Raw genomic sequence first — 17571 nt, 5'->3', positions numbered from 1 at the left:
CTTAAAAAGCCTGCGATTATACAGAAGGTAAAAGATCTTGATAGGCTTTAATAATATTAGATACACCCACATCAGGATTTTTACTCATGCGTTGATAATGCTCAATGGTTTGCTGTAAATAAGTTTGATGCATTGGGTTTTCAAAATCCCACATTTTATCACCCACCAGCGAGACAGAGTGATTTGTAGACGTTAGTTTTAAAATTGGTGATTCAATATATATTAGCTCATAAAAACGTTTATTTTCTGCGACTATTTTTTCATCCAATAAATGGCATTTGTGTTGTTGCAGAAATGCACGTAATTGATAATTATGATGAACAGGTGACAAAAGGAATTGTACATTCATTTTTGATGTCGCTGGTAATAAAGCGGATAAAAAGTGGGTCAATAATTCACCACCAACTCCAGCAATAATAATTAAATGTTTATCATTCTGATATTGAGCTAAAGGTAACTTAGCAACATCTAAACAGTGCACTGACCATTTGCTTTCACCTTGATAAAAACGTTGCAATTTATTTTCAATTTCATGCATTAATGGTGCAACCACATCCACAAAATGCAGATGCTTTGCTTTATTATTCTCAAGTAATTGAAAGCCTAATAAACCATGGTCACAACAACAATCCCAGATGTGATCATATTCGCCATCCACCATTTTTTCGATACTTTGCAGACGTTTGCCTAATTTTACCTTATTATTTTTAATACTAGAATTATTCACTGCGCATACTCAAAGCAATACGTTTTCTCTGTAAATCAACTTCAAGTACTTTTACCGTGACTATCTGCCCTGTTTTCACAATCGCAGTAGGATCAGAAACAAATTTATCCGCAAGATGAGAAATATGCACTAAACCATCTTGATGAACACCAATATCAACAAAAGCACCAAAGTTAGTCACATTTGAAATAACACCTTGTAATGTTAATCCCGTTTCTAAATCAGAGATTTTATTAATGTCTTTTGCATAACTGACAGTTTTAAACTCAGGACGCGGATCTCGATTAGGTTTAATCAGTTCTTGTTTAATATCCTGGATTGATAACAAACCAAACTGCTCATCTATCAGTTTATTGTTGTCTACTTGATCAAGTAATTTAACATCAGTTAATAAACGCTTTAATGAAACATTTAATTGTTTTGCCATATTATTCACTAGGTAATAACTTTCTGGATGCACCGCGCTATTGTCCAATGGGTTGTTGGCTTCACTAATTCGCAAAAAACCTGCACTTTGTTCAAAAGCTTTATTACCTAACCGAGGCACTTTTTTAAGACTAGTACGAGAAGTAAACAGCCCATGTTGCTCTCGATAATCAACAATATTTTGTGCAATGGTGCTGTTTAATCCTGCAATAAAGGTTAATAATGAAACAGATGCGCTATTTAGGTCAACACCAACAGCATTTACACAATCTTCAACCACTGCCTGTAAACGGTTAGTTAATTGGGTCTGATTGACATCATGCTGATAAAGTCCGACACCAATTGCTTTAGCATCTATTTTCACCAGTTCAGCAAGCGGATCCTGTAAACGCCTAGCAATAGAAATTGCCCCTCGGATAGAAACATCTAAATCAGGAAATTCGTGACTGGCTAATTCGGAGGCAGAATAAACAGAGGCCCCCGCTTCACTCACAATAAGTTGTTTTATGTGCTTAAATTGCTCACTACTTTGCAAACACTCAGAAATAAACTGGTCACTCTCACGTGATGCCGTGCCATTACCAATAGCAATAAGATCAACCTGATGCTGTTTAAGTAACTTAACAACACTTTGTTTCTGCCGCATCCCATTGATTTTGGGGCGCATGTGGATAGATCGTTTCACTACACAGGTATTTACCAGTTTGATCTATCACTGCTATTTTACAGCCACTTTTAAATCCAGGATCTAGTCCTAACACTACTTTTCGCCCTGCTGGCGCGCTCATTAACAGATCTTTTAAATTAGTGGCAAAAAGATCAATGGCATTGTCATAGGCTTTTTCTTTTAATTCAGTAATGATTTGTGTTTCTAATTGCCCTGACAACTTAGATTTCCAGGCTTTTTTAATCACCTGCACACGCCAATTATTGTCACTTAATCCCTTTAATGAAAACCCTAAATGAGAGGCAATCAATATTTCACAATAGGAGGTTTTAATACTTTTATCTTGTTTAGGGTCTGCATCGAGTTTTAAGCGTAAAAAACCTTCACTCTTGCCTCGTAATATGGCGAGTAAACGATGAGGTTGAATACGTTTTACAGCTTCATTGTAATCAAAATAATCTTTAAATTTGATTGCTTGTTGCTCTTTTCCTTTTACAACTGTTACTTTAAAGCTGGCATTATTCACAAGGTGTTTTTTAAGTTTACTCTGCAAAGAGACATCAATGCCTAAACGCTCAATGATGATATTCACCGCACCCGCTAATACGTCATCAACAGTATTAAAATCAGTACAAATATACTGCTTACCTAACTTAGTTTGATCGCTTTCTGGCTGAAACCATAACTTATCTGCAAGCGGTTCAATACCGGCATTAATTGCTAGCTGTGCTTTTGTCACGCGTTTGCTTTTAAAGGGTAAATACAATTGCTCTAGGTCTGTTTTACTGATGCACTGGTTTATTTTTTCAGTTAAGGAAACGTTTAATTTCCCTGAATCTGATAACAACTTTAAAATTGCCGTTTTACGAGTGTCTAATTCACGAAGATAATTTAAACGTGTTTCTAGTGGTTCGTAGTTGGTTATCATCAAGCCCTTTAGTTTTTTCTTTACGATAACGAGCAATAAAAGGAACGGTATTACCTTCATCATAAAGGCTAATAAAAGCCTCTACTTGTTGTACTGAAATAGTTAACTCTTGAGAAAGTAGTTGTGTGATGCTTTTATTTAACTGTTTATTTAATTCTTTACTTAGTGCTGGCTTATTCATGTTTTTGTTCTTATTCTTAGCATTGGTTTTAATTAAGTTTTCAACAACAGTCATCAATAAAGGATGAGACATGATCAAATTTGCTGTCATAGGTAGTAATTGGATAACCGAAAAATTTGTACATGCAACTCGCATTGAAAATGAACTTTCATTGTGCGCAGTTTACTCTCGCACTTTGCAAAGCGCACAAGTTTTTGCAGATAAATTTTCGGTATCAACTTGTTACGATGATTTAAAAGCAGTCGAACAAGATAAAAATATCCAGGCCGTTTATATCGCAAGTCCAAACTCGCTACATTTTCAACAATCATTGCAGATGCTTAAAGCTGGCAAACATGTCATTTGTGAAAAATCCTTGGCATCTAATGCTAAACAAGTCGAGTTACTTTTCCAAACCGCGCGTGATAATAATGTCATTTTATTTGAAGCATATATGACAGCGCATTTACCTAATTTCCAGGTTATTAAAGATAATTTACCTAAGTTGGGAGCAATCCGTAAGGCCAATATTCATTATTGTCAGTATTCCTCTCGCTACCAAGCTTATTTAGATGGGAAAAACCCTAATACCTTTAACCCACAATTTTCCAACGGATCTATCATGGATATTGGTTTTTATTGTGTTGCTTTTACGGTGGCATTATTTGGTAAACCTAATAAGATACAAGCGAGTGCTCAACTACTCGATTCAGGTGTGGACGGCTGTGGCAGTGCGCTACTGAGTTATGATGGTTTTTCTGTCACCATTGATCATTCAAAAATTAGTGACTCACATCTTAATAATGAGATACAAGGCGAAGATGGTGTTTTACAGATTGAGCGCGTTTCCTTATGTGAGAAGGTACATTTAATACCAAGAGTAATAGAGAGTGAAAAAATAGATTTAAGTGTCGCACAAGTCGACAATAGTATGTTTTATGAGTCTCAATTTTTTGCGAAACAAATCAAAGCGAACAAAATGGATGAAGCCACAGTAGAAAGAGCAAAAATAACGGCTACTGTTATTACAGAAATTAGGCGTTTAACAGGAGTGAAATTCCCAGAGGATAATTAACTCTTTGAATGGGATCCTATTTTACTGTAACTTTGCACCTATAAGCTTAATTAATTATAGTCGCGCGACCTTAGATAATACAAATAATAGCAATAGCATTATTTATGAGAATTATGGCATTTCCAGCCAATACTATTTTAATAGTAGCGCAGATTTACGCCCATTTATCACTGCAGGTTTAAGTGAAATGATCATTGATGAAGACAATGATGCGGATGACTTTCAACTAAATGCAGGTCTGGGTATATATTATAAAATCAACCAGAATTGGGCCCTGCAAACCGATTGGACACATCATTACAGTCGTAGCAAAAAAACGCAGGACATCCTTTTATCTAGCGCAATTATTTATCGTTTTGGTAAAGGTGAACGATAATATTCTTATCAAAAATGATTATTAAAGAATATTACCGTTAATAAATATTACTTTAACATTAAAGATGTATTTTCAGTAGACAGTTGACTTGCTAAACCACTACCAATAGAAAGGCCTAACTTTTCAATTACTTCTGTTAATACAGAGCTTTTGACCGAATAATCAACGATTTCTTCTGCTTCAATAATATCGCGAGCAACGGAGCCTGGGCTTCCTAACCCATCTATCAGCCCTAAAGTCAGAGCTTGCTCTCCATTCCAAATCAAACCAGAGTATAGTTTTTTACTTTTCTCTGCGGTGTAAATACGATCACCTCGCCCCTCTTGTACTACTTTAATAAATTGTTGATGAGTAACATTTAAAACCTCTTGCCAAAATTCAGATTCTTCAGGTTTTTCATCGGAGAAGGGGTCTAAAAAGGCTTTATGTTCGCCAGAAGTAAAATGACGGCGCTCTACGCCCACTTTTTCCATTAAATCAACAAAACCAAAACTTGATGCAGTCACACCAATAGAGCCAACTAAACTGGCTTTATCTGCATATATTTTCTCCGCACCAACTGCCATATAATAACCGCCAGAAGCCCCTAATTCAGCAATCACAGCGTATAACGGTTTTTGCGGATACAAGGCTCGTAATCGTTTCATTTCATCATAAACATATCCTGCTTGAACAGGACTACCGCCGGGGCTATTGATAACTAACATAACTGCTTTGCTGTTTTCATTTTTAAAGGCTGCCCGTAACCCAGTGACAATGGTATTTGCATTGGCTTCTTCATCGGCGACAATAACACCGTTGACGCGCACTATTGCTGTGTGCAACTGCTCTGATTTTGTATTTTTATCTGTTGTTGTTTTAAACACTAAAATCATCGTTACCAATAAATAGGTAAAAGTCAGCATTTTAAAAAATCCCCCAGCGACGAGTCCTTTTTTGCTCTGCAAGACTTTCTTTAATTAGCCCTTTTACCCACTGGTTCTTCGACTTTATTATTTTCACTCATGGTTTTACCCTGCTCTTTAATTAAAGTTATAAAGTATCACTTACTATATCAATACAAGTATAAAAAAAGCTAATAAAACATTACATTTCATTAGCTTATATTAGTTTTAAAATAGCTAATTAAGCCTTAGTTGCCCTGTTTAACGACCCACTTTTTCAACTCGGCAATATCACTTTCATAGTTTGATTTAATTAATTCTACCCAATCATCAATATTATCCCACCATGCAGGTAAATCTGGGGACTGTACTTTTTGTGCAAGTTCTTGAATTCGTTTTAAGCCCACTGAACCCGTCTGCACCTTTAATTTTATGAGCTTCACTAACAATGCCTTTTTGTTCCTTAGCAACCATATTAGAGTCTAAAATTTGCATATAATCAGGCATCATTTTAGCGAACAAAGCAATATTATCTAACATCACAGAGGTCGGTAAAAACTCCAGTAACTCTAGTAACATTGTTTTATCAAAGAGTGGCGTATCAAGCTCTTTCTCAGGCTCAACAGCAAGAGTATTTTTTTCTCGACTTGTATCTCTTTTGCAAAAAAGTTAGCGACCATATGATTAAAAGAACTCGCTTTAAGGGGTTTTCCTAGCGCATCATCCATTCCCTTATTAACAAAATTTTCTTTGTCTGAGAATAAATTAGCAGTTAAAGCCACTATAGGAGGAAGGTTTTGATGTTTTTCACGTAACATTGCAGTCGTTTGGTAACCATCCATATCTGGCAATTGAATATCCATTAAAATTAATTGATATTGATTGTTGGACACTTTCTCTATGGCCTGCATTCCGTTTTCTGCAACATCAACCTGATGGCCTAGTTTTTCTAATAGTGCCCTTGCAACAATCACATTAAGCGCAATGTCTTCTACTAATAAAATAGACAATGCAGGTAAAGGAGCTGATATTTGTTGCTGTCCACTATTATGATCTGGATATTTGATAGGTAAACATAATTTAAAGGTACTTCCCTTATCTATTTCACTGATAACCTTAATATTTCCTTTCATTGCATCAACAATTTGTTTGGAAACCGCAAGCCCGATACCAGAGCCTGTAGCATGACGATTTCCTTTTACTTGATAATACATCGCAAATATCTTGTCTAATTGCTCCTCAGGAATACCTATGCCAGAGTCCTGTACTTCAAAACATAAACGTGCATTTTGTGTAAATTGCTCGCTCACAAAAACAACGAATGATAACGCCACCTTGTTCGGTAAATTTTACCGCATTGGTAACAAGGTTCCAGAGTACTTGACGTAAACGTGTATCATCCGCTTCAATGTAATTGGGCAAAGCCCCCTGTTGTTCGAAGTGTAACGTTAAACCTTTTTGTTCGGCCTGAATAAATGCAAGACTTTCTAGGTCACTAATGAAATCAACCATATCAATTTTGTTTGAAACCAAATTTAAACGTCGACGATCTAATTTATCGAGATCGACAATATCATTAAAAATATTACCTAATGTTATTGCGCTCATATGAATGGTTTTAAGATGCTTTCTTTGCTCGGCACTAAGTTGCTCATCAAGTAACATTCGACTCAAACCAACAATACCATTAAGTGGCGTTCGTAATTCATGACTAATGGTTGAAATAAAAGTGGTTTTATCTCGACTGGCTTTCTCTAGATATTCCTGATGTTTTTTACGATCCGTGATGTCACGTCCAAAACCAATAATTCCCACACATTCTTGCTTTAAGTTATATAAAGGCAAGGTTCGTACTTCAAAGTAAGCTTTACTACCATTAGGATAATGAAACCAATGCTCATGAATTTGTTCTTGTTCTGTTTCCCTCGCTCTTTTATCACGCTGTGCTCGCTTGTATTGCGTATTCCTCTGAAAAAATATCAAAGGGAGTTAAACCAATAATTTCAGCCTCTTTACGCCCAGTCACCAATTCCATCGCTTTATTACAACTTACAAATGCGCCTTTGAGATCACGGTGAAAGAAAAAATCAGGAGAGGTTTCTAAAAAAGAGTGCAATAAAATAGTATGTTCTTCTAATAATTTTTGGCTTTTCTGACGCTCTACAATTTCTAATTCTAGCTCACGGGTTTTTTGCTGATCCTTTGCAAGTAACTCGCGCAAACGGGAAACTGTATTACCTAAGCGTTGCCTAGCTTCTTCTAAGTCACCCACAACAACGGTTAAAAAGTACACCGCCCAAGGTGTTATCACTAAGCTGAGAATAAATGAGCGTGATACATCGTGGATATCAAGTGGCTCATTAAAATACACTGCTAGTCCCATTTGCAAAGTAGTATCACCAAGGATAATCGCCAATGCTAAAAGAAGACTAAAACGAAATGCACCTAAGCGTCTTAACAGTGCAACATAATAATGCACCCAAGTTTTTAAAATAAATATACCCATATCACTCTCAGCCCTACGCTTAGTAAAAGAAGGAATTACAATTGTAAGTAATATTGCCCTTTATTTATTCAAGTTATTACCCTTTTTTCTAATTAATCGTTAATTATTTATTTATTGCACTAATTTATGTTCAATAAACAAGCACTTTAGGCAATCAGTGATAATCCTTTTCATTTAAGGTTTTTAATTAGTGCGAACACGTTTATAATGCTCCGCCTAAATTTACTAATTTTAATATCGTTCTAAGGGAGCTTTTCCTTATGGCAATGCCAGATATAGCAAATAGTGCGCAAGCTCAAACTGAAGGTAAACTTGATCGGGTTGGGATGAGCAATATTGAACTACCTTTGATGGTACAAACTGATGACTGTGCGCCACAACAAGTTAGCGTCAGTGCAGAGTTGTTCGTCAATCTAGGTGATGCGAAAGCTAAAGGCATTCATATGTCTCGTTTGTACCTGCAACTAGATCAACTATCAACTGAATCAGAGTTGACACTACAAACTTTAATAACCTTATTAGAAGGTTTTATTGAGAGTCACAGTGACCTCAGTCAAGAAGCATTTATAAAGCTTTCATTTGACTATCACCTTCGTCGTAAATCACTGATCAGTGAAAAACGAGGCTGGAAAGCTTACCCTGTTGTACTTACAGGGCATTTTAAAGACAATGAGTGTATTGTAGAGCTCAATGTTAGCGTTCCTTATTCTTCAACCTGCCCGTGGTTCGCAAGCACTTGCTCGACAATTGATTCAAAATACTTTTGCTGAACAATATGCATCGCAGGATAAAATTGAAAAAGAAGAAATCTTAGAGTGGTTAGGCTCAACACAAGGAATTGTCGCGACACCACATAGCCAACGCGACTGTTGCTAATGTAAAAGTTAAATTAAATAAAAGTAACGCTTCATTTCCAGTAATTGAATTAATCGACATCATTGAAAACACCTTAAAAACGCCTGTGCAAGCGACGGTTAAACGTGAAGATGAGCAGGAGTTTGCACGCTTAAATGGGCAAAATTTGATGTTCTGTGAAGATGCGACCAGACAGCTACAATATGCATTGAACCAACAAAATAAATTTGATGACTTTTGGCTTCGTGTAAACCATTATGAAAGCTTACATGCCCATGATGCAGTATCAATTACCACTAAAGGCATTAAAAACGGCTATCAAGCCTAATAGTTTTTAATAATTCTTGGTAAGTTATAATAAAAATAAGGGCTGTTAAAAGCCCTTTTTTTCACTAATAATCTATTCTTAAACCTATTCATGCACGCTAATTTGATCACGACCAGAAATTTTTGCATCGTATAAAGCAACATCAGCCTCTGCCACTAACATATTCATGGTATTTAAATCACTTGGGAAAATACTTGAAAGCCCCATACTCATGGTTATGTATTTACTGACCTCGGAATATAAGTGCTCTACTTTTGTTTCATGTATAGTCGCATGTACTTTTTCAACTGCTCGATATACTTTAGTGGCATTACCGCCTTTAATGATTATCACGAACTCTTCACCACCATAACGAGCAACAAAGCCACCTATTTCAAGGGTAACTCTTTGTAATGTATTGGCAATTATTTTTAATGCTTCATCCCCCATTTGATGGCCATAATTATCGTTATAAGGTTTAAAGTAATCAATATCACACATTACAATCGACAGCATCTCGCGCTCGAATACCGATTCCTTCCAAAGTTGTTCAAAACGTTCATCAAAGGATCGTCGATTGGCAATATTAGTTAATTGATCATTAAGCATTTTCTGTTCAAAATCAGAGGCTTCCGAACTCAGCTTCTCTTCTGTTAATTTATGAGCGGTAATATCTCGCGCCATAATAACAATGCCTCGAGAGTTACTTTCTTGATCATAAAATGGGGCTTTGTGTACTTCATACCAAGTACGACTATTCCCATTAAACAATACCTCTTCAAAGGTAATAGGTTCACCCGACTGGAGTATTTCTTTATTTTGTCGATCTGCCCAGTCTTGTCTATCAGCTGAAAGTACTTCACTTTGTAATTTTCCGACAATATCATCCGTACTAGAATTCATTAGCTTAGCAAAGGATGTATTAGCACCAATTATTCGCCCTTCATCATCTAATAAACCTATTGGGTCATAACTGGCGACAAATACTGTACTTAATAGAACACTCTGTTTAGAAAGGGCTTTTTCAGTCTCTTTTCGTTGTAGGTTTTCATCTTTTAATTGTGCCGTTAAATTATGCAAGTCTGTGATATCGCTATCAATGGATAAAATAGCAAAAATAGTGCCTTTATCATTATAAAGCGGTACTTTAGTAACATTAATTAAACTTAAATGACTAGACTTGTTTTGCTGTATCCACTCTTGGGTATTATAGGTTTCACCAATCCAAACTGCGACTTCTTGTTGCTTCTGTTTCTTAAGTGCGCTAGCTGTCATCATATCCGTAACACTACGCCCTGTTGCATAACCCACGCTAGTATTGTTGGCCTTAGCCCAAGCAGTATTACAACCAATAATTGAACCTTTAACGGATTTGAAAGAAATTTGCTCAGGAATAGAATCCAACACTTTACGTAATAACTCACGCTCTTCTTTTAATTTTCGCTCTGCACGTAATAAGGCCGTAACATCCTTCAAATGACATAACCAAGCAGTTTGTCGTTTATAATGAGTACGTTTAGCGATTATTTCAATATCATGGAAAGTATCATCTACAATCAAACGAACAATGCCATTTTCTATAACGGTTTGATGGCTTGCTTTGTTGATAAAGCCTGATAATAAAAGTTGATTTTCCTGATCTTCGAATAGGTATTGGTTTTTCTTCTTTTAAAAGGGAAAAGTGCTTTCACTTCATCATTAAGGTAAAAAATAGTACTACCATCTAATGACAAGATGGCTAAAGGATAGGGCGAGGAATCAAGTACATCTTTAAACTGATAATCTTTTTTACGCCTCGAAACGTTTAAAGATTAACAAAATAAATATAGCTACAAATACCAAAGCTATATTGCGCCCTATAATCAGGGAAGTTCCCCACCAAGGGTTATGATGGTTAATTAAAGCTTCTCGCACCTCTATATCTAACTGTGCAGATTGATTTCCCCATTGGATCCAATCAGATATAACGCTACGCTCTGTACTCAAATAAGCAAAAATTTGATTCTGTTCAGCTTGGATTGAGGTACGCTTTAAGTAGAGACTCAACAGCTTTGTTAAAATGCTATCTTCATTTTGGCTGTCAAAAAATACTACAGCATCAAGTTTATCGTTAAATAAATCTATTAATAACTCCAGTAAACCAGGATATGTTTTGTAAGATACATTTGGCTTACTACTCAAAATAGGCAATTGTTGAGCTTTGGGAAACAAACCACCAACAGTAATAGCGCTTTCTTCTCTCTCTAAGAATTGGTTTATTAAATTATTATTGTTAGGTAAATAGAAAAAATCAGTATAAATCGAAATTAAGGGGGTTTTTAATAAATTTTCATCCTCAACTTGAGATGATAATCCACTAAAGATTGCAGAAGTATTTGCAGATAAAAGTGTATTTAAATCTTGTTCTTCATAGGCAACTAGCTTTACCGGCACGCCAGTGCTCAATGACCAGGCAAGCCAATAATCCGCGTATATACCTAAAGCTTTATCTTTAGAATCGAAACCAGAATAAGGTAGGTTCTGTTGTAAATAAACAGTAATATTATCAGGTTTAGTCGATTCATTTAAAACAGCAAAGGCGTTTACGGAAAAAATATACATAAAAAAACGGTGAAAAACGTTTAAACATTATAAAAATATTCCAAAATATTAGCGCGAGTCTTTAATTCTAGCTTACTGCTTTATGAAAGGTAATTTTATAATAGACATTACTTGTGACACTTTCCACACTTTTTGTTATTTAAAAATCAAAAAGGTCATAATTAAATGACCTTTTGATTTTTTAAAATAATTCAGGGGTTAATCAACTTTTGCTCGGGTTAAGCAAGGACATACAACACCGTATTATTAAAATTTTTCATGCATTGACTCTAAATAACTTTAAATAATATTAAGATGCGATTTCATTACCCCCTGTAGAAGTTATTTAGAATATGAATAAAACATCCGCCCAAAATTCTTCGTCATCATTAACATGTGCGACCATTGAAAAAGCAGAAGAAAGTTGAACGCCAGCTTCTAAAGTGCCCTGCCATTCATTAATATCATGGCCTTCAGTTGCATAAGTGTAGGTCGGTGTTACACCAGCCCAAAACATGCTATTAAATTTATAACGCGTTGTTGCATCAAATTTAAGGTAGGTAGTTGATTCAACATCATCTCCCCATAACACGCCTAAATTAACTTTAGGATGTACATTTAATTGCCCCTCAATAACAGGCACTTGCGCAAAGACAGCAAATGATGAATCATTTACGTCTTGCATACCCCAAAAGTCTCTATCCCAGCTCGTTTCAACCGCGAAACCTGAAAGACTACTCGCGTTTAGCACTTTATAATCAATATTGTAATACTCAAGATCATTCATCGCTTCTACAATAAACTGATGCTTATATTGACCATTTAAATAACCACCATATTTAGCAGAGACATCAATACCTTCGGTACCCCCTGCGATGTTAACGCCAGAATAAATCGCATTTGGATCACTAAGGTCAACCCAAGTATCCTGATCCACATCCTGTGCATTAACATTCACACTAGCAAATAATGTAAAGGTTGCTATGGAAGCGATTTTAGTTAGCTTTTTTATCAACATGTTATTTCCAAATAAATAAATTAAAGAGTCTTTTACCACGCTTAATCACAGTGTATTTTGCAAATAGAGCCTCTGACTTCTCAAGTTGCATTTCACTATCAGTGGCTTTTTCACCATTGATGCTTACTGCACCGTTTTTAACAAATTCACGAGCCATTTTGTTTGATTTAGCCAATTCACAGCTAGTTAATAATTCCACCAAACTTTTACTAGATTCTTCTACCTCTGTTGAAGGTAATCCGTCTTGAGCTAGCTGTGCAAGATCAGACTCACTTAAAGTACTTAAATCACCAGAGAATAGCGCTTCTGTAATACGTTCTGCGGAAGCTAAACCTTCTTCACCATGCACTAAACGTGTCACTTCTTTCGCTAGAATTCCCTGTCCAAGAGGACGACCTTGAATTTCTTTATCCTTTGCTTCAATCTCTTCAATTTGAGCAATAGACAAGAAAGTAAAGTAACGTAAAAATTTATACACATCTGCATCTAATGTGGTGATCCAGAACTGAAAGAAAGCATATGGAGAAGTCTTAGTCGCATCCAACCAAATCGTACCGGATTCTGTTTTACCAAATTTAGTGCCATCTGCTTTTGTCACTAATGGAAGTGTTAAACCAAATACTTTCTCTTGATTCATACGACGAGTAAGGTCTATACCACCAGTGATATTGCCCCATTGATCTGAGCCACCAATTTGTAAAGAACAACCATTCATTTTATTTAGTGCCGCAAAATCATAAGATTGAAGCAACATATAACTAAATTCAGTAAAAGAAATTCCTGCGCCTTCTCGGTCAATACGTTGTTTAACTGATTCTTTTTGAATCATTGCATTTACACTAAAGTGCTTACCAACATCTCTTAAAAATGAAATGGCGTCCATCTTGCCGATCCAATCAAGGTTATTAACAACTTCAGCTCGCATTTTCATGCTCTCCAAACTCAATGAACGCGCTGACTTGTTTTTTAATTTTAGTCACCCAATTTTCGACAACGTCATCGGTATTAAGTTTACGTTCAGCGACTTTAAAACTTGGATCACCAATTAATCCTGTTGCACCACCTACTAAAGCAAGCGGTTTATGCCCTGCTTCTTGAAAACGCTTCAAAGTAAGCAATGGCACTAAACTACCAATATGTAAACTATCTGCTGTTGGATCAAATCCACAATAAAGCGTTTGGCAACCACTTGATAAATGTTCATGTAACTCTTCATCGGCAGTTGTTTGTGCAACAAGGTCGCGCGCTTTTAAATCTTCAAGTAAAGCATTCATAGCTGTGTGTGTTCCCTAATCATTTTATGGTTTTATAATTAGCCAAGGATTTTACACAGTTAATTGAAACAAAAAAACCATTCAGTGAAGAAGTTCGCTCGTTTGTGCTAACATTAAGCTTTAATGATGAAATTACAGAGAGTCAGGCAATGAAAATAGGCATTATCGGTGCAATGGATGAAGAAGTCAGCATCCTAAAAGAAAAATTAGAAGATATACAAACAACCATTATTGCTGGTTGTGAGTTTTACCAAGGTAAATTAAATGGCAAAGAAGTTATTTTAACTAAATCTGGGATTGGTAAAGTAGCGGCGAGCTATGGCCACAACTTTATTATTAGAACGTTTTCAACCTGATACTATCATTAATACAGGTTCAGCTGGCGGTTACGATACAAATTTAAATGTAGGTGATATTGTTATCTCTACTGAGGTACGTTTTCATGACGTTGATTTAACCGCTTTTGGTTATGAAATTGGGCAAATGGCTCAACTCCCTCCAGCCTTTGAAGCAGACAAACAATTAATCGAAGTTGCTCAGAGTGCAGCAGAAACATTAGAAAGCCTAAAAATAATTCAAGGTCTTATCTGTACTGGCGATATTTTTATGGCTGATCCAGAAAAAGCACAGATTGCGCGTAATAACTTTCCAACCATGGCGTACCTCGTGAAATGGAAGCAGCTGTCTATCGCACAGGTTTGTCACCAATTTAAAGTGCCTTTTGTTATTATTCGTTCATTATCCGATATTGCAGGCAAAAAATCGGAGCTTTCATTTGAACAATATTTACCTATTGCAGCCTCAAAATGCTTCTATCTTAGTGGAAGCGATTATTGATAGAATAAATTAAATGACAGATATAATTGGCTTTATAGGGCAACACAGCATGTATTTTTCAATACTGTGTGTTGCCTTACTCTCTTTTTTTGTGTCCTTGCCAAAAGATCTTAACCCTTTATCGGCGATAGAGTTAATTTTTCAGCAAATAGCAAAAAAAGTTAATTTAGAGGAACGTAATGATGGATACAAACGCCTAGCTAGTTTGTTATCGATTAGTTTAATATATTTTCCAATAATTCTAATTATTAGCCAATTATATAATATTATTTACCAACCTATTACCATTGATATTTTACTACTTTTTATTATGCTCTCCTGGCACGATAAAAAACTAGTTTATCAACAAGTCAGCGATGCAATAAAACAAAATAAATTAGCAGAAGCAAAGTTTCGATTATCTACTTTGACAGCTCGCGAAACTAAACCTCTTTCATTAATGGGTATTAATAAAGCGACCATTGAGTCTATGGTATTACAGCTATCGGCTTCTTGGTTTGCTGTTATTTTTTGGTATATGGCAATCGGCATCTATGGCGCAATATTCTATCGCATCGTGCAAATATGTGCACAGCAATGGAATGCGAAAAATCCGCATTTTAAAACAATCACCGCCATTCCTAGCCTACTTTATACTGTGATGATTTTCCCTGTTCACCTGCTAATGAGTTTAACCTTCTCTTTATATGATAAGCCGATAAAAAATATCCCATTAAAATTTAAACAGGGCTTACTTTGGCATCACTTTTCATCTGGATTAATGTTATCGACCTTTGCAATAAGCATGCAATTAGAGTTAGGTGGGGTGCGCCTTTACCAGGATCAAAAAATGACTTATCCGCCTTTGGGAAATGATAAAGCACCAGATGTAGACAAAATAATATTATCTTTACAACGATTAAGCATGAGTGCTTGGTTCTGGTTGATCTGTTTTACCGCTTATACCTTTTTTCCTCTATTAAATGAATTTATGCAATTTAAACACTAACAACGTCTTATCCAAGAACAGCTAAAATAAAAATCACTTTGCCTCTTTACTGTTTAAAAAAACAGTATTAGACTGTATTTATAAACAGTAAAAGGGGCGTGAGAAAATGCTTAATCAATTAACCGTACAACATTTTGCAATTGTTCAATTTTTAGAATTAGAATTCAGTAATGGGATGACCGCAATCACAGGTGAAACCGGTGCAGGTAAATCAATTGCAATTGATGCACTTGGTCTATGTCTTGGTTCTCGTGCTGAGGCTAATATGGTTAGGGTTGGTACTGATAAAGCAGAGATTAGCGCCCGCTTTACATTAACTGATACACCACATGCTAAACAATGGTTGTTAAATAATGATCTTGAAAGTGAAGATGATAACAACGAATGTTTATTGCGTCGCACCGTTAATAAAGAAGGACGTTCTCGTGCTTATATCAACGGCACTCCAGTTCCCCTATCGCAACTTAAAAGTTTGGGGCAATTATTAGTTAATATTCATGGACAACACGCCCACCAAAGTTTGCTAAAAAATGATATTCAATTATCAATCATCGATGAATATGCTGGCCACCATCAACTATTACAAAAGGTTAAAGATACCTACCAAGGTTGGCATTTTTTAAATAAACAACTCAAACAACAGCAATTTAGCCAACAGGAAAAACAAGCCCGTAAACAACTACTTGAATATCAAATCCAAGAGTTAGATGAGTTTGCTTTAGGCGAGGATGAATTTGAGCACATTGAAACAGAACATAAGCGCTTAGCAAATAGCGGTGCGTTATTAGAAAATTGCCAAATAACATTAAATAAACTGAGCGAAGGTGATGAAATTGATGCACTCAGTTTATTACGCAGTAGTGTTAGTGCACTTGAATCTCAAGTTGAGAATGATAAAAGCTTAGAAAATATTATTACCACATTACAGGACTCACTGATTCAAATAGAAGATGCCTGTTATGAATTACGACATGTCAGTGAAAACTTGGAGCTTGACCCAGAACAGTTTGAAGAGCTTGAAACAAGAATGAGTGATGCCCTCTCCCTTGCTAGAAAACACCAGGTACAGCCTGAGTTTTTATATGATCATCATCAAAAGTTATCGAAGGAATTTAAACAACTCAATAATAGCGAATTACAAATAGAGCAATTACGAGCTGATTTGGAAGTAGCAGAAGTGGCTTACTATCAACATGCCAACAAACTAAGCCAAAGTCGTTGTCGTCATGCTAAAGATCTTAGCAAAAAAATTACCGCTAGCATTCAAAAATTGAACATGCAGGATGGCGTTTTTGATATTGAAATAGCAGAGAATATTAATCATGCATTAAGCCCATTAGGTTTGGATAATGTCGAATTCAAAGTTAAAACCAATGCAGGTCAAACGCTACAAAATATAGCTAAAGTAGCCTCGGGAGGAGAATTATCACGTATAGGCTTAGCAATGCAGGTGATTATTAGCCAACGTGTTGCGACACCAACCCTAATATTTGACGAAGTAGATGTAGGAATAAGTGGCGCAACGGCATCAGTTGTTGGCAAGTTATTACGCTCCTTAGGTGAAAACACACAAATATTCTGTGTTACTCACCTTCCACAGGTCGCTGGTAACGGACATCAACAAATGTTTGTAACCAAGCAAAGTAATGGCAAGCATACCAACACCAATATGATTAAGTTATCAGAAACAGGACCGCCTCAAAGAATTAGCTCGCTTGTTAGGGGAGATAATATAACCGAACATACACTAGCCAATGCAAGAGAGTTATTAGTATCAGCTTAACCTGATCAAAAAAGTCATTTTTATCTTAATTGGTTGCAACATTTAAATTTTGACTTATTCTTTTTTAGTGTCCTTTTAAAAAGAATAAGTTATGTTAATAAATCTGAGCAAATTTGATAGTAATGTACGTGTGGTTACTGCCACCGCAATTTTAAGCATTGGCCCTCATTTTGCGGGGGA

18 protein-coding genes and 2 pseudogenes are annotated in these 17571 nt (G+C 35.9%); 6 read left to right on the top strand and 14 right to left on the bottom strand.

Translation table 11 applies throughout. The annotated features are described in order from the left end of the window. Positions 1–16: 16 nt before the first annotated feature. From ACLKMH_RS11715 to ACLKMH_RS11700, 4 genes are read right to left on the bottom strand one after another with little or no spacing between them, the layout of a single operon-like run. Positions 17–727: a tRNA (adenine(22)-N(1))-methyltransferase gene (locus tag ACLKMH_RS11715; RefSeq protein ID WP_413702096.1), complete on the bottom strand. Its 711-nt coding sequence runs from the start codon at positions 725–727 to the stop codon at positions 17–19. After that, on the bottom strand, positions 720–1820 hold the full coding sequence (locus tag ACLKMH_RS11710) for a helix-hairpin-helix domain-containing protein (protein ID WP_413702095.1): 1101 nt from the start codon (positions 1818–1820) through the stop codon (positions 720–722). The genes ACLKMH_RS11715 and ACLKMH_RS11710 overlap by 8 nt, the downstream gene beginning before the upstream one ends. After that, positions 1774–2748, bottom strand: a complete 975-nt coding sequence (locus ACLKMH_RS11705; protein ID WP_413702094.1) for a hypothetical protein — start codon at positions 2746–2748, stop codon at positions 1774–1776. The genes ACLKMH_RS11710 and ACLKMH_RS11705 overlap by 47 nt, the downstream gene beginning before the upstream one ends. Then, complete coding sequence (locus ACLKMH_RS11700) at positions 2699–3001, bottom strand: Tex-like N-terminal domain-containing protein (protein ID WP_413702093.1); 303 nt, start codon at positions 2999–3001, stop codon at positions 2699–2701. Before ACLKMH_RS11700 ends, ACLKMH_RS11705 begins: the two co-directional genes overlap by 50 nt. On the opposite strand from ACLKMH_RS11700, the gene ACLKMH_RS11695 reads away from it, so the two are divergent. Together ACLKMH_RS11695 and ACLKMH_RS11690 are read left to right on the top strand one after the other, a co-directional pair. Then, positions 3000–3983 carry a Gfo/Idh/MocA family protein gene (locus ACLKMH_RS11695; protein ID WP_413702092.1) on the top strand — a complete coding sequence of 328 codons (984 nt, stop codon included), beginning with the start codon at positions 3000–3002 and terminating at the stop codon, positions 3981–3983. The genes ACLKMH_RS11700 and ACLKMH_RS11695 overlap by 2 nt on opposite strands. A 4-nt stretch (positions 3984–3987) precedes the next feature. Continuing rightward, positions 3988–4359 carry an outer membrane beta-barrel protein gene (locus tag ACLKMH_RS11690; protein WP_413702091.1) on the top strand — a complete coding sequence of 124 codons (372 nt, stop codon included), beginning with the start codon at positions 3988–3990 and terminating at the stop codon, positions 4357–4359. A 47-nt stretch (positions 4360–4406) separates the two neighbouring features. Here the strand turns inward: ACLKMH_RS11690 and sppA are convergent, their stop codons facing one another. The 5 genes from sppA to ACLKMH_RS11665 form a co-directional block, all read right to left on the bottom strand. Then, the gene (gene sppA, locus ACLKMH_RS11685) at positions 4407–5264 is read right to left on the bottom strand and encodes a signal peptide peptidase SppA (RefSeq protein WP_413702090.1); all 858 of its coding nucleotides are present in this window, start codon (positions 5262–5264) and stop codon (positions 4407–4409) included. 227 nt (positions 5265–5491) lie between these two features. Continuing rightward, positions 5492–5686, bottom strand: a complete 195-nt coding sequence (locus ACLKMH_RS11680; RefSeq protein ID WP_413702089.1) for a hypothetical protein — start codon at positions 5684–5686, stop codon at positions 5492–5494. Between the two features lie 126 nt (positions 5687–5812). Further along, positions 5813–6577, bottom strand: coding sequence for a response regulator (locus ACLKMH_RS11675; protein ID WP_413702088.1), 765 nt, complete (start codon positions 6575–6577; stop codon positions 5813–5815). Beyond that, positions 6513–7226 carry a histidine kinase dimerization/phospho-acceptor domain-containing protein gene (locus ACLKMH_RS11670; RefSeq protein WP_413702087.1) on the bottom strand — a complete coding sequence of 238 codons (714 nt, stop codon included), beginning with the start codon at positions 7224–7226 and terminating at the stop codon, positions 6513–6515. The genes ACLKMH_RS11675 and ACLKMH_RS11670 overlap by 65 nt, the downstream gene beginning before the upstream one ends. Then, entirely contained in the window at positions 7180–7749 is a 570-nt protein-coding gene (locus tag ACLKMH_RS11665; RefSeq protein WP_413702086.1) for a PAS domain S-box protein, read from the bottom strand. The genes ACLKMH_RS11670 and ACLKMH_RS11665 overlap by 47 nt, the downstream gene beginning before the upstream one ends. Before the next feature lie 260 nt (positions 7750–8009). Here ACLKMH_RS11665 and folE2 point away from each other — a divergent pair. Continuing rightward, positions 8010–8932, top strand: a pseudogene (folE2, locus tag ACLKMH_RS11660) (GTP cyclohydrolase FolE2). 84 nt (positions 8933–9016) lie between these two features. Here the strand turns inward: folE2 and ACLKMH_RS11655 are convergent. From ACLKMH_RS11655 to tyrS (ACLKMH_RS11635), 5 genes are all read right to left on the bottom strand, one after another. Next, positions 9017–10471: a diguanylate cyclase gene (locus ACLKMH_RS11655; RefSeq protein WP_413702085.1), complete on the bottom strand. Its 1455-nt coding sequence runs from the start codon at positions 10469–10471 to the stop codon at positions 9017–9019. Positions 10472–10699: 228 nt separating this feature from the next. Continuing rightward, on the bottom strand, positions 10700–11344 hold the full coding sequence (locus ACLKMH_RS11650; protein ID WP_413702084.1) for a hypothetical protein: 645 nt from the start codon (positions 11342–11344) through the stop codon (positions 10700–10702). 493 nt (positions 11345–11837) lie between these two features. Then, positions 11838–12509, bottom strand: coding sequence for a hypothetical protein (locus tag ACLKMH_RS11645; protein WP_413702083.1), 672 nt, complete (start codon positions 12507–12509; stop codon positions 11838–11840). A 1-nt stretch (position 12510) separates the two neighbouring features. After that, positions 12511–13434 carry a tyrosine--tRNA ligase gene (gene tyrS / locus ACLKMH_RS11640; RefSeq protein ID WP_413702082.1) on the bottom strand — a complete coding sequence of 308 codons (924 nt, stop codon included), beginning with the start codon at positions 13432–13434 and terminating at the stop codon, positions 12511–12513. Continuing rightward, on the bottom strand, positions 13424–13783 hold the full coding sequence (gene tyrS / locus ACLKMH_RS11635) for a tyrosine--tRNA ligase (protein ID WP_413702081.1): 360 nt from the start codon (positions 13781–13783) through the stop codon (positions 13424–13426). Before tyrS (ACLKMH_RS11635) ends, tyrS (ACLKMH_RS11640) begins: the two co-directional genes overlap by 11 nt. Positions 13784–13932: 149 nt before the next feature. Between tyrS (ACLKMH_RS11635) and mtnN the strand changes: the two are divergent. From mtnN to recN, 3 genes and pseudogenes are all read left to right on the top strand, one after another. Beyond that, positions 13933–14633 (top strand): annotated as a pseudogene (gene mtnN, locus ACLKMH_RS11630) (5'-methylthioadenosine/S-adenosylhomocysteine nucleosidase). Further along, positions 14634–15608 carry a cobalamin biosynthesis protein gene (locus ACLKMH_RS11625; protein ID WP_413702080.1) on the top strand — a complete coding sequence of 325 codons (975 nt, stop codon included), beginning with the start codon at positions 14634–14636 and terminating at the stop codon, positions 15606–15608. It begins immediately after the preceding pseudogene. Positions 15609–15714: 106 nt separating this feature from the next. Continuing rightward, positions 15715–17391: a DNA repair protein RecN gene (gene recN / locus ACLKMH_RS11620; RefSeq protein WP_413702079.1), complete on the top strand. Its 1677-nt coding sequence runs from the start codon at positions 15715–15717 to the stop codon at positions 17389–17391. Positions 17392–17571: the final 180 nt, after the last annotated feature.

The organism is Psychromonas sp. KJ10-10, from assembly GCF_047323245.1.
Classification (GTDB): domain Bacteria; phylum Pseudomonadota; class Gammaproteobacteria; order Enterobacterales; family Psychromonadaceae; genus Psychromonas.
Note: the sequence above shows the minus strand (reverse complement) of the source record. Positions and strands in the feature narration are given on the sequence as shown.